General features: G+C 50.4%; 13 protein-coding genes and 1 tRNA gene. 13 read left to right on the top strand and 1 reads right to left on the bottom strand.

What is annotated here, in order from left to right; translation table 11 throughout:
- The first annotated feature begins 8 nt into the window (after positions 1-8).
- From BN7444_RS05895 to gloB, 9 genes are all read left to right on the top strand, one after another.
- A complete protein-coding gene (locus BN7444_RS05895) occupies positions 9-257 on the top strand; it encodes a FeoA family protein (RefSeq protein WP_068457082.1) in 249 nt (82 codons plus the stop codon).
- Complete coding sequence (gene feoB, locus BN7444_RS05900; RefSeq protein WP_068457085.1) at positions 254-2,359, top strand: ferrous iron transport protein B; 2,106 nt, start codon at positions 254-256, stop codon at positions 2,357-2,359. The genes BN7444_RS05895 and feoB overlap by 4 nt, the downstream gene beginning before the upstream one ends.
- A gap of 9 nt (positions 2,360-2,368) precedes the next feature.
- Positions 2,369-2,530, top strand: coding sequence for a FeoB-associated Cys-rich membrane protein (locus BN7444_RS09150; RefSeq protein WP_082941290.1), 162 nt, complete (start codon positions 2,369-2,371; stop codon positions 2,528-2,530).
- A 228-nt stretch (positions 2,531-2,758) separates the two neighbouring features.
- Positions 2,759-2,926 (top strand): DUF362 domain-containing protein, encoded by a 168-nt coding sequence (locus BN7444_RS09155; protein ID WP_082941291.1) that lies wholly within the window; start codon positions 2,759-2,761, stop codon positions 2,924-2,926.
- 249 nt (positions 2,927-3,175) lie between these two features.
- Complete coding sequence (locus tag BN7444_RS05905) at positions 3,176-4,315, top strand: aminotransferase class V-fold PLP-dependent enzyme (RefSeq protein WP_068457087.1); 1,140 nt, start codon at positions 3,176-3,178, stop codon at positions 4,313-4,315.
- The gene (locus BN7444_RS05910) at positions 4,308-4,535 is read left to right on the top strand and encodes a putative Se/S carrier protein (RefSeq protein WP_068457090.1); all 228 of its coding nucleotides are present in this window, start codon (positions 4,308-4,310) and stop codon (positions 4,533-4,535) included. Before BN7444_RS05905 ends, BN7444_RS05910 begins: the two co-directional genes overlap by 8 nt.
- 4 nt (positions 4,536-4,539) lie before the next feature.
- Positions 4,540-5,307 carry an acyl-CoA dehydratase activase gene (locus BN7444_RS05915; protein WP_068457093.1) on the top strand — a complete coding sequence of 256 codons (768 nt, stop codon included), beginning with the start codon at positions 4,540-4,542 and terminating at the stop codon, positions 5,305-5,307.
- A gap of 26 nt (positions 5,308-5,333) precedes the next feature.
- Positions 5,334-6,494, top strand: a complete 1,161-nt coding sequence (locus tag BN7444_RS05920) for a double-cubane-cluster-containing anaerobic reductase (RefSeq protein WP_068457094.1) — start codon at positions 5,334-5,336, stop codon at positions 6,492-6,494.
- Between the two features lie 81 nt (positions 6,495-6,575).
- Positions 6,576-7,268, top strand: coding sequence for a hydroxyacylglutathione hydrolase (gene gloB, locus BN7444_RS05925; RefSeq protein ID WP_068457097.1), 693 nt, complete (start codon positions 6,576-6,578; stop codon positions 7,266-7,268).
- A 48-nt stretch (positions 7,269-7,316) separates the two neighbouring features.
- Here the strand turns inward: gloB and BN7444_RS05930 are convergent, their stop codons facing one another.
- On the bottom strand, positions 7,317-7,787 hold the full coding sequence (locus tag BN7444_RS05930; protein ID WP_068457099.1) for a hypothetical protein: 471 nt from the start codon (positions 7,785-7,787) through the stop codon (positions 7,317-7,319).
- Positions 7,788-7,921: 134 nt separating this feature from the next.
- Between BN7444_RS05930 and BN7444_RS05935 the strand changes: the two genes are divergently transcribed.
- From BN7444_RS05935 to BN7444_RS09525, 4 genes are all read left to right on the top strand, one after another.
- Positions 7,922-7,998, top strand: a tRNA-Pro gene (locus tag BN7444_RS05935).
- Between the two features lie 195 nt (positions 7,999-8,193).
- Positions 8,194-9,519, top strand: a complete 1,326-nt coding sequence (gene mgtE / locus BN7444_RS05940; RefSeq protein WP_082941292.1) for a magnesium transporter — start codon at positions 8,194-8,196, stop codon at positions 9,517-9,519.
- Positions 9,520-9,587: 68 nt separating this feature from the next.
- Positions 9,588-10,217 carry a hypothetical protein gene (locus BN7444_RS05945; RefSeq protein ID WP_068457102.1) on the top strand — a complete coding sequence of 210 codons (630 nt, stop codon included), beginning with the start codon at positions 9,588-9,590 and terminating at the stop codon, positions 10,215-10,217.
- 181 nt (positions 10,218-10,398) lie between these two features.
- Positions 10,399-13,029 (top strand): S-layer homology domain-containing protein, encoded by a 2,631-nt coding sequence (locus BN7444_RS09525; RefSeq protein ID WP_245654202.1) that lies wholly within the window; start codon positions 10,399-10,401, stop codon positions 13,027-13,029.
- The last annotated feature ends 7 nt before the right edge of the window (positions 13,030-13,036 follow it).

Raw genomic sequence — 13,036 nt, forward strand, 5'->3', positions numbered from 1 at the left:
GGTGTTGTATGAATTTAAATGAAGCGTCGGTAGACAAGTATTACGTGGTGAAAAAAATCAACGGGCAGGGCCCCTTGAAGCGCCGCATTATGGACATGGGCATTACAAAGGGCACGGAAATCTTCGTGAGAAAGTTCGCGCCCTTGGGAGATCCCATTCAACTCACCGTCCGCGGCTACGAGTTAAGCCTTAGAAAAGGCGATGCGGAGTTGGTGCAAGTAGAAGAAATTCAAGGACCGAAGGAGGAAGAAGCGTGAGAATAGCATTAGCGGGTAACCCGAACAGCGGGAAGACGACCTTATTTAACGCTCTGACCGGTTCCCACCAATTTGTCGGAAACTGGCCCGGCGTCACCGTGGAAAAAAAGGAAGGCAAGTATAGAAAAGACACTGACGTCACCATTACGGACCTTCCCGGTATCTACAGTTTGAGCCCTTACACATTGGAAGAAGTGGTCAGCCGGAAGTATTTATTAAATGAAAAACCGGAAGTCATCATCAACATTATCGACGGGGTCAACTTAGAGCGTAACCTTTACCTAACCACCCAACTCTTGGATCTGGGCATTCCCGTGGTCGTCGCCGTGAACCGCATGGACGTGGTTCGTAACAAGGGCGACGTCATCGACCGCTCCGGCCTGGAAAAGGCATTGGGCGCACCGGTGGTTGAAATTTCCGCATTGAAGAAAGAAAATCTCGACGGGCTCATGGAAATGGCGAAAAAAGTCCACGGCACCGCCGCTGAAAACAACGTTTACTACGACGAGCACTTGGAAGATGCGGCGAAGTCCATTTACGACATCGCCCCCTCCGTGGGCGCATTAGACGCCAAGCGCTTCTATGCCTTGAAGCTCATCGAAGGCGATCAAAAGCTCGGGCTGAATCTGAGCGCCGATGAAGAAAAGAAGATTGCAGACGTCATTACGGAACTGGAAGAATATTACGAAGACGACGGCGAAGGTATTATGACGGAAATGCGCTACAACGCCATTGCCGGTATCGTCGCAGGCAATTATAAGCAAGGTAAGCGGGGCATGACCACCAGCGACAAAATCGACGCCGTGGTCACCAACCGCATCCTGGCACTGCCCATCTTCATCATCATTATGACCGGCGTCTACTACATCAGTGCCAAGCTGGTCGGCGGCCCCGTTACCGACTGGGTCAACGACACCCTGCTGGGCACCTACGTTGCCGATGCCATCAACAATGTGGTTTCCTCTATGGACACGGCACCGTGGCTGGAATCCTTGGTTATGGACGGGATTGTCGCCGGGGTCAGCGCCGTCTTGGGCTTTTTGCCTTTGATCGCCACCCTGTACTTCTTCCTCGCCATTATGGAAGATGTGGGCTACATGTCCCGTATCGCCTTTATCTTAGACAGAATCTTTAGAAAATTCGGCCTCTCGGGCAAGAGCTTCATTCCGATTCTTATCGGTACCGGCTGCTCCGTCCCCGGCGTCATGGCCACACGTACCATCGAAAACGAAAACGACCGCCGCATGACCGTCGTCGTGGCAAGCTTTATGCCTTGCGGGGCAAAAGTGAACCTTATCGGCCTCTTCGTCGCCTCTTTCGGCTTCTGGTACTTCTTGCCCATCGCTTACTTCTCGGGTATCATCGCCGTTATTATTGCGGGCTTAATGCTCAAGAAGACTTCGATCTTCCAAGGCGATCCGGCACCCTTCGTTATGGAACTTCCGGAATACCACATTCCCTCGGCAGAAAATGTCTTTAAGAGCGTATGGAGCCGCTGCAAAGCCTTCGTTAAAAAGGCCGGGACCATTATTCTCGTCGCAAGTATCATCATTTGGTTCTTGCAAAACATTTCCGTCCACGGCGAATTCGTAGAATTTGCGGAAAACCAAGACAGCATTCTCGCCGCGCTGGGTAAAGTCATTGCCCCCATCTTCATTCCCTTGGGCTTCGGCACATGGCAAGCCACCGTGGCAAGCATTACCGGCCTCGTGGCCAAGGAAGCCGTCGTATCCACCTACGGCATCATCAACGGTGTCGCCGAAGGTGCCAGCTTAAACGCCTTCGTCGCCACCCAATTTACCTTCCTCGGCGCATTGGCATTTATGCTCTTTAACCAATTAAACGTTCCTTGCTTCGCCGCCACCGGCGCCATTCGCGAGGAAATGCAATCGAAATTCTGGACCGCCTTCGCCCTGACTTTTCAAACGGGCTTCGCTTATGCCATCGCCCTCATCGTCTTCCAAATCGGATCACTGTTGACCGGCGGATCCTTCACTGTATGGACCGGCGTGGCCTTCGTCCTCTTGGCAGGAATTATTTGGGCCATTGTGAGAAAACCCCGAGTCAAGGACGTACCCATCGGTCGCGAACAATTAAATTAAGGAGATACTATGGGAACCATTATTGTATTGGCCGTCGTCGGCTTAGCCGTCTTCGGTGCCGTTAGATCCATGCGCAAGTCCCGCGAAGAGGGCAGCTGTTGCGGTTGCTCCCACTGCGGTACGGCGAGCTGTGATCACGACCACGAGCACAGCCACAGCCATAGCCACTAATAGTAAATGATAAAGAGGATGCTTCGGCATCCTTTTTTATTGGAGCTGCACTGCAAAATTCAAAGTGATTTACTATGATATGTGAAAAATCGGCGGAAAAGATTGTATTATTTTCAATTAGACCTTGAAATACATGGCGGTAATGATATAATGATTCCAGAAAGCAAACATAGAGTGTTTAGGTTAAGCACGCTGCACATACCTAAATAAATTCATGGAGGTATCATTATGGCACATAAAATTTCTGACGACTGCATCGCTTGTGGCGCTTGCAAACCCGAATGTCCCGTTGACTGCATTTCCGAAGGCGACATCTATTCCATCGACGCAAGTGCTTGCATCGACTGCGGATCCTGCTCCGCTGTATGCCCCACCGGCGCTGCACAACCGGAATAAAATAGGGAAATAAAAAAGACGTTCTCCGCAAGGACGTCTTTTTTTCTTGCAAAAATATAGGGTCGAAGATTTTCATACCCATCAGGCGTAAAGAGTAAGGACGGAGAGTCATAAAACCTTTTTAAAATGCAGGGCGATAGAAAAAGATGATACGAAAACGCATCCATAGAATTTTCGAATAAGCTGATTTTTTATCCAATACTTAGGTGGAATTTGCTATATTAGACATAGATTCGAAAGGAGGTATCTATGATCTATTTAGATAATGCGGCCACGTCCATGAAGAAGCCGAAGGAAGTGGAAGAGGGCATTTTAAGCGCTCTCAATTCCCTGGGCAACGCCGGCCGAGGCACGGGACAAAGCGCCCTCGAGGCGGCCCGCGTGGAGTACAGAACCCGCGTGATGCTTTCGGATCTTTTTCACGGTGAGGGGGCCAAGCATATTGCTTTTGCCCTCAATGCCACAGAGGCGCTGAATGCGGCCATCAACGGCACCATTGAAAAGGGCGATCACGTGATCACCACGGTGACGGAACACAATTCCGTTTTAAGGCCCCTGTACCGCATCGGTTGCGAGCTGGACTTCTTGCCCGTGACCCATGAGGAAGAAGTAGACCTCACGGGCCTTGAAGGGCTCTTGAAGCCCAACACCAAGGCGGTGATTGCCAATCACGCGTCCAATGTGACAGGCAATGTCCTGGACATCGAGAAGATCGGTGCCTTTTGCTGCGCCCACGGCCTCCTCTTTATTGTGGATGCCAGCCAAACGGCGGGGGTCGTTCCCATCGACGTGGAAAAGTGCCACATCGACATTCTGGCCTTTACGGGACACAAATCCCTTTTAGGACCCCAAGGGACCGGCGGCATTTACGTCAGAGAAGGCGTGGACGTGAAGCCCTTTAAGGTAGGCGGAAGCGGAATCGATTCCTACAACAAGCATCACCCCGAAGCCATGCCCACCCGTTTGGAAGCGGGCACGCAAAACGGCCACGGCATTGCCGGGCTCCACGGCGCGCTGACCTTTTTAAAAGGTGTGGGGATCGACAAGATTCATGCCCACGAAGAGGCCTTGCTGATCCGCTTCTTGGAAGGTCTTTCCGCCATGGACAACATTACCGTCTACGGCTCCAAAGATCCCAAAAAGAAGACCGCCGTCGTCAGCCTGAACATTCAGGGCATGCCTTCCTCGGTGGTCGGAGAGAAGCTGGAATCCCGCTACGGCATCGTGGTTCGCACCGGCGCTCACTGCGCCCCCTTGATCCACGAGGCCATGGGCACCCGGAACACGGGCGCGGTACGCTTTTCTTTTTCCTACTTCACCACGGAAGAAGAAGTCGATGCGGCCCTTCGTGCTTTGGAGGAAATCAGAAAGGAGTCTGCCTATGAGTGAGACGCTTATCGTCACCTTTGAAAACGTAACCGACGCCATGGCCATGGAAGAGGCCGTGGAAGCGGCGGGCCTGGACGGGAAATTGATCCCCCTGCCCGATGCCCTTTCCGCCGGTTGCGGTTATGCGTGGAAACACGCCTTGGAGGAAGAGGCGGCCCTCACTGCCTTAATCGAAGAGAAGGAATTGGATTTTACCAAGATTTTACACTGGAAGGAGTAATGCCTTGGAATTTATCGGAATCGACATCGGATCGACGGCTGCGAAAGTGTGGGGCTTTGGCGACAAAGACATCCACTTCGTTCAGCCCACAGGTTGGAGTTCGGTGGAAACGGCGCGGGGCATTGAAAATCACCTCATGCGTCAAGGGATCGACGTCAGAAGCGACGACGTGCGCGTCGTGGCCACAGGCTACGGCCGCATTTCCGTCGACTTCGCCGATTTCGTCATCACCGAAATTACCTGCCACGGCCGAGGCGCCAGAGAGCTCGCCGGCGGGGATGTAGGCGTGATCGACGTCGGCGGTCAGGACACGAAAGTGATCCTGGTGGAAAACGGCATGGTCAAAGACTTCTTAATGAATGACAAATGCTCCGCCGGTACGGGTAAATTTTTGGAAGTCATGGCGAACCGTTTGGCCGTGGACATTAACGAACTTTTCGACTTGGCGAAAGAAGGGGAAGAGATCGCCATCAGCTCCCTTTGCACCGTCTTTGCCGAATCGGAAATCATCAGCTACATCGGCGAAGGCCGGGATCGCGAAGACATCGCCGCAGGTGTCGTCGACTCGGTCGCCAACAAAGTTGTGGCCCTCACCGGCCGCATGGATTTTCCCGAAAAAGTCATCTTGACCGGCGGTTTAAGCCAAGTACCTTATTTCGCAGAGATACTCTCGAAGAAATTGGATCGCCATGTCATCGGAAGCGAAAAAGGCCAATTTGCCGGCGCCATCGGCGCAGCCATGTTGGCGAAGGAAAAGAAAATCAGAAACTAAGCCATTGCGAATATAGGAGGAAAAACATGAAAGAAATTATTAAGGACTTACCGAAAATTTTTGACGAATTTGCCGATGCAAGAAAAACCGGCTTCATGAACGTGAAAAAGATCAAAGATCAAGATATCCCCGTCGTAGGCACCTACTGTACCTACTTCCCCCAAGAAGTCGCCAACGCCATGGGCATCGCTACCGTGGGCCTCTGCTCCACCAGCGATGAAACCATTGCCGAAGCGGAAAAAGACCTTCCGAAGAACCTCTGCCCCTTAATTAAATCCAGCTACGGTTTCGGTAAAACCGACAAATGCCCCTTCTTCCACTTCTCCGACGTAGTCATCGGCGAAACCACTTGCGACGGCAAGAAAAAAATGTACGAAATGATGAGCGACTTCAAAGACGTCTACATCATGGAACTTCCCAACTCCCAATCCGCCGACGCCCGCGAACTGTGGAAAAAAGAAGTTCACAAAGTCGTTGACTTCCTTGAAAAACGCTTCGACAGAAAACTCACCTACGAAGATTTGAAAAAAGCCATCGTCATGACCAACGACATTCGTCGCGCAAGACAAGAGCTTTGCGAAGTCATGGAAAACGAACCGACCCCCGTCAACGGCTTCGACATCCACACCGTATTAAACTCCAACTTCTATAATTTCAACAAAGAAGCCATTCCCGAAGAATTAGGCAATCTGAAAGAAAAGATTATGAGCGAATACGATCCGTCGAAACGTGAAAAGAAACCGAGAATCTTAATTACCGGTTGCCCCTCCGGCGGCGCTCCGCAAAAAGTTATTAAGGCATTGGAAGACAACGGCGCCGTCGTCGTCAGCTTCGAAAACTGCATCGGCGAAAAACAATCCCAATACTTCGTCGACGAAAGCGGCGAAACCATTGACGAGTTGCTCGATGCACTTGCCGAACGCTACATCAACATCGGCTGCTCCGTTATGACGCCGAACCCGAACCGCTACGAACTGCTGAGCTACCTCATCGACAAATACAAAGCAGACGGCGTGGTCGAAATCGTCTTAACCGCATGCCACACCTATAATATCGAATCCTCTTCGATTCAAAAATTCTGCAACGAAGAAAAGAACATTCCCTACCTCGCAGTAGAAACCGACTACTCTCAAGCAGACGTCGGCCAATTGAACACCCGCTTAACCGCATTTATCGAAATGCTGTAAAGACAAAAACGTCGCTTCGGCGGCGTTTTTTTATTGTGGAGAAAAGTCGGCGAAGGGTATGAATCCAAGGAGGTGAATAAAATGAATATTATGCCCCTGCCGGCACTGTCGGACAATTACATTTGGATCATCGAAAAAAATAATCGCATCGTCGTCGTAGATCCCTCGGAAGCGGATCTGCTCCTTCAGATCATAAAAAGCAAAGGCTACATTCTTGAAGCCGTGCTCCTGACCCACAAGCACCAAGACCACATCGGCGGCGTGAGGAAGCTTATCGCAGCCCACCCCGCCCCGGTCTACGGCCCCAAGGAAACGGGCGTGGCTACGGAAATCGTAAAAGGCGGCGAGGCGCTCTCCCTTCTCGGCGAAGAAGTGAAAGTCATGGCCACGCCGGGCCATACGGCGGGACACGTGGCCTATCAAATGAAAGAGCATCTCTTTATCGGCGACACCCTCTTTCTTTCCAGCTGCGGCCGCGTCTTTAGCGGCGACTACGACGCCATGTTTCACACCCTCGAGGAACTAAAAAAACTGGACGAGGACACCAAAATCTACCCCGCCCACGAATACTCCCTCTCCAATTTGGAGCAAACGGTGAAGGCCTACCCCTCCAAGGCGGTGAAAGAAGAGCTGGCTCGAGTGCGGAAGCTGCGGGAAGCGGGGAAGACTACCTTGCCCACCACCATAAAAAAAGAAAAAGCCGTGAACCCCTTTTTGAACTTCGACGATGTGAAAAGCTTTAAAGCCTATCGCGAACTAAGGGACCACACGTAAAAAAGCGAAGGAAAAATCCTTCGCTTTTGCTTTGGGCGGCGCCCGATATTACGACAGACTGCGGATGCCCTCCGTAATCTTTTTCAAATGGACCTTGGTCTGCGTCTCGATGGCCTTTAATTCTTTCGGCGCAAAGCGGGGGACGATATCATCCAGCTCCCGCAGAATCTCCAAAGTATTGCACTCCACGCGCTCCGCCAGCTCCAACACATCCATCCGGCTTTGCGCTTTATCCGCCCTCTCCCGGAACTTGGCGGGATCCGACAAAAAGGTGCGCTCCAGACGCAGGCGGAAATAGTGGTGGTCGCTTTCTTCCACCACCCAACCGCCGTCGGCCTCGGCCTGCTTCGCCAAGGCCAGGAAAACATCGTGCATCTCATCACAATTTTCCGCCATGGCTTCGAAAAAAGGACCGCCGAGCTCATTATCGGCGGTAAAGCGGCGATACAACTGCGCCGACTCCGATTTGTTTTCGGCCAACAATTCCAAAATGGCCCTTCCGTCTACTCTTAAACTCATAAACTCCCCTCCGTTCATCGTTCCTATTGTACACGATAAGAGTGCATGATAGAAGAGCTTCGGCGAAAAAATAAAAATATAGACAAGCCCACTTGCAAAGAGGTCGTAAAGTTGTTATAATACCATTGTTGCATCGAGATGTGGCGCAGTTTGGTAGCGTACATGTCTGGGGGACATGGGGTCGCAGGTTCAAATCCTGTCATCTCGACCATGCACAAGCGGCCGAAGCGCAAACGCGCCTCGGTCGTTTTTATTTTTACGGATCGATTGGCTCGGTCCGTTTTTTATCGGTGAGATTATGGAAAGCATTCGTTCTGTGTTATACTCATCATAGACTGAAAAGAACGATATATTCAAAAGGATTGAGTGTGCTCGATCCTTTTTTCTTGAGAAGAGGGGGGATGGCGTGACACGAAATTACGACGTGGATGCAATTAAATCCTTAAAAATCGAAATCAATCAAATGGACCCGGTGGACTTGGCGGATCGCCTGCGGGACATGGACCCGGTGTCCGTGGCCCTGTGGCTGAAGCTATTGGAGAAAGACAAGGCGGCGGATACCTTTGCCGAATTGGACGCCGATACCAAGCGCGATCTCATCGACAGCTACACCGACGACGCCATTCGCTCCCTGATTAAAGAGCTCGACGAAGACGAGCTGGTGGACACCTTGCAGGAGCTCCCCGCCAATATGGTGCGCCGTCTCATGGACGAATTCGTTACCGGGGAGCGCCGCGTCATCGTCAACAAACTCTTAGGCTATCCGGAAGACAGTGTCGGCGCCATTATGACCGTGGAGTTTCTCTCCATCAAAGCCTCATCCGGCGCGGAATACATTCTGGAGCGGGTGCTGCGCTCGCCCCTGGACGGCGACAAGCTGGAGCAAATCTGGATCACCGACGACTCCCTGGTGCTTTTGGGCTACGTCTACCTGGCCGATGTCATGCGCTACAAAGATGAGTCCGTGGAAGATCTGCTCAATCCCTTGCCTCGCACCGTAGAGGCATTGGACGACCAGGAAATCGTCGCAAAGCTCGCTTACCGCTACGACCTTTCCGAAATCCCCGTCACCGACTCCGAGGGGCGCCTCATCGGTACCGTCCCCTTGGAAGATGCCATCGACATCATGCACGAAGAGTACGAAGAAGACTTGTCCAATATCCACGGGGTACAGGACACCTCCGACGAAGACTATCTGGAACGCTCCAGCTTCGCCATCGCCAAAGGCCGCACCACCTGGCTCATCATCTGTTTGATTACGGCCACCATGACGGGCTTTATCATCCAGCGCTACGAGTCCCTGTTGGCATCCAGCGTGGCCCTCGCCGCCTACATCCCCATGCTCATGGACAGCGGCGGAAACGCCGGCACCCAATCATCCACCACGGTGATTCGGGCCCTGTACACGGGGAAGGTCCACTTCAAAAACATTTTTGCCGTTATGAGCAAAGAGCTGAAAGTGGGCATCATCACCGGCACCATCTTGGTGGCGGTAAACTTCGTCCGCATGACCCTTTTGGGAGACCACGGCCTGGCCATCAGCCTCACCGTGTCCGCCACCTTGCTCTTAACCGTCACCCTGTCGAAAATCATCGGTGGCGTCCTGCCCCTGATCGCCGACAAGGTAAACGTGGACCCGACGGTCATGGCGGGGCCCATCATTACCACCTTGGTGGACACCTTCGCCCTGTTGATCTACTTCGAAGTGGCCACCCATCTAATCAATCTGTAAAACACCGGCCTCGGGCCGGTTTTTTATTGCGGTAAAAAAGAGTAAAATAAAGAGAAAGGAGGTGGGCCATGAGAAAGAAAGTTTTGATCGCCCTGGGGATTCTTTTTGCGGCGGGGGTGGCTTTTGCGGCCTTTTTGTCTTATGCCTTCTCGCCGACGCCGGACTTTCGGCGCAATGAAACGGTGGACGGCATGCGCATGGACGCCGTGGTGGCGTGGGACGAGCGCAAGCCCATTATCAGAACCTTTAAAGAAAAAGACTACCTTGCCCTGACGGACAATCAACTGGCCAAGGTGCGGGATACCATCGACGGAAAGATCGAAGGCGACATTCCCTATCTTTCCCTGAACAAAGATCCGAAAATCTTTTTTCAATTCGAAAAAGACGAAAAGCCCGTGAAGCCTGAAAAGGCAAGCATTAAAATTATCGCCCACGCCTCCCACTACGACGATCCCCAAAAGACGCGGGTTATTACAGGCGAGCCGAAAGACGAAGGGGACTTGGGCTACAGCTACACCACCAAGCGCTACAGCCGCCAATACGAAAAAGACTTCCTGGAATACCTGCAGGTGGAGGTCCATTACACCGTCGACGGAGAAAACTACATCTCCACCTTCGGCGCCTTCCAAGGCAATGTGGAAGACGGCACGGACTTTTTCGAAAACGAAACATTAAATACGCCGGTGGAACCGGAATAAAAAGCGGCACCCCTTAATATGTAATCGTAACGGTATTGTAATGGAAAATCACCGCGGTAAAGGGCCCCAAGCCTTGAATAAACAAAGGAAATCCGATATCATTGGTATGTTAAGATGCATGTAAAATGTCGAAAAAGGCATAGAAATACGCCGATGAAAAAAGAAGAGAGGGAGTAAGAAAATGACACGACACGATGCGAGGAAAAAGCTGTTCCAATCCTTGGGCGCCTGCTTTTTAGCTTTCGTCATGATCCTGACCAATGTGTTGGGTGCGGTGGAAGTACAGGCGGCTGGGATAGAAGCACCTACAATTACAAAAGCATTTATAGGGAAAAATACTATCTCTGGAGGTAATCTCCATAGAGGTAAAATTAATGGCAAGAATGCAAGAGGAACAATTCATGTAACATTAAAGGATAGTAGTGGGAATGAAAAAGCCACTGTTTCCGTTACTCCGAAAAGTGGAACAACCTGGACAGTAAACTTAACTGGTGGTGTTACAATTGCAGAAGGAGATACGATTACTGCTTATCAAGAGTTTGATGGACAAAGCTCACCGGTGACAACTGCCAATGCGATGGTATCACTTGCAAAACAAAATAAAGACAAGCTAAAAATGCCGCAAGGCGAAATTTGGATAGAACAAACTTCATCCAATATAGTTAACGCTGATGAACAAGCAGAAGCTGTTCAAAAGTTGAAAGATGCAAACACTGATATAGCCGGTGATATTAAATCAGTTAAGTTTTCTATTGATGGTACTGAACATGCTTATTATGAAGTAACTTACGATGATGGTTCAACATCAGGTAAAGTTGAAGCTCCAGACTTAAAAATAAAACAAGTTACAGAACATTCGAGAGGAGCTACTCTTGGCAGTATTACAATTGTAGACAATGTAATTAAGGGAAAACTGGCAGGACCGGGACCTTTTGACGGCATAAAAGTACAATTAGTCCTTAATGTTAATAAGAATAAATTAGGTCAATATTGTAATGAAAATAAGTGTACAGTTGATAAAGACTCATCTAAACCGATCGATGTAACGTTAAAAACTGATGGAACTTTTTCCTATACTTTACAAGCAGGGGAAAGTTTAGAACTCGATCAAATAGTTGGTGTTTCCGTAAAAGAACCCCATAAATTTGTATCTTGTTCAACAACAACTGTTAAACCGGTAATACCTGAAAAAACAGAAGTTAAAGACCCTAGAAAATTAACAGAAGATGATAAAACAGCTATCGTTAATGCTATTAAAGAAGCATACAAAGCACCAGATGGCACATCTAAATTACCAAACGGAACTGGAGACTATGATGGAGTACCGGCAGTTATACAAATAGATGACAGCGGAAACGTCAAGATATTTAGGGGTAATGATGTAGCAGGTGATTGGGACTGGAACAATGGCGGGATATTTGTTCCGGAAAAAAATGAAGATGGCTCAGTTAAGATAAAAGATGGAGCTGAACCAAAAATAACAATCCCGGCCAAAGACCTTTTAAAAAACATTAAACCAGAACCACCTACAGTTGCGGTAGATACGGATAAGGGTGAAGTAACTATTACCCCACCGGCTTATGAAAAGCCTGGCGATGATACCGATTTGCTGTCTTACACCGTGACCTATAAGGATGCTGATGGTAACGATAAAACCATAACTGCAACGCGAGATTTGCAAACCAATAAATGGAGCGGAACTAGCGTTGATGAGAACACCGGTGTGATTACTCTGAGTGTGGAAGACATCGAAGTTGGTGGAACTGTCAAGGCAACCGCAAAGGATAATGGTGGTCTTGAGGGCGACACCGATAAGCTCGATTCAGATCCGGCAACCAAGACTCTCGAAACTGCAACTGTTAGCTACGATGCCAACAAAGGCACCGGCGAAATGACAGGTAAGACCGTAAATAAGGGCGCTAAATATGAGATTCTATCCAATGCTTTCAAAGCACCATCAGACAAACAAGAATTCAAAACTTGGGAAGTAGATGGCAAGGAAGTCGCACCGGGAACTGAAATCACTGTCAACGGCGATACGGTAGTAAAAGCTATTTGGAAAGCTAAAGCGTCTCCCGCAGATCCCTCGAAACCGGACGCTCCCCGCTGGAACGATTCTCCCGGCTTCGTCTTCCCGAGAAGTGAAGCTAAGGAAATGGAAATCGGTCGTCACTACAGATACCTTTACGGTTACACCGACAAGACCGTGCGTCCCGAAGGCAATATTACCCGCGCCGAAGCGGCGGCTCTCATCGCCCGCTTGGCCGGCTTGGATATGAGCGACGATTCGAAACCGAATTTTGCGGACACGCCTTCCGCATGGTACAACTCGGCCATTAACATTGCAGTGAAGATGGAATTGATGTTTGCCGACAAGGACGGCAATTTCCGTCCCAACGAGCCCATTACCCGGGCTGAATTTGCACGGGCACTGTACTACGTGGACAAGAAGAACGACACGGTGGCTCCCTTCGCCGACGTGAAGGGTCACGTCTACGAAGATGCCATTAATCAAGCTTACGGCAACAACCGTATTAGCGGCTATCCCGACGGCACTTTCCGTCCCGATGCCAAGATTCAACGGGCCGAAGTGGCGCGCATTTTGAATCAATACGCCAACCGCGGCACGACCTTGGAAGGCATGGCCGGCGTGGCAAAGGATTTGATTCAATTCACCGACATCACTCCCAGCCACTGGGCTTATTGTGAAGTGATGGAAGCGGCCAACAATCACGAATACCAACGTGAAAAGGGAACGCAAGCCGAAACTTGGTTGCGCATACTGCCCTTGGATCTGAAGATCGCCAAGTAAGAGGCGG

Source organism: Peptoniphilus pacaensis (assembly GCF_900088125.1).
Classification (GTDB): Bacteria; Bacillota; Clostridia; order Tissierellales; family Peptoniphilaceae; genus Aedoeadaptatus; species Aedoeadaptatus pacaensis.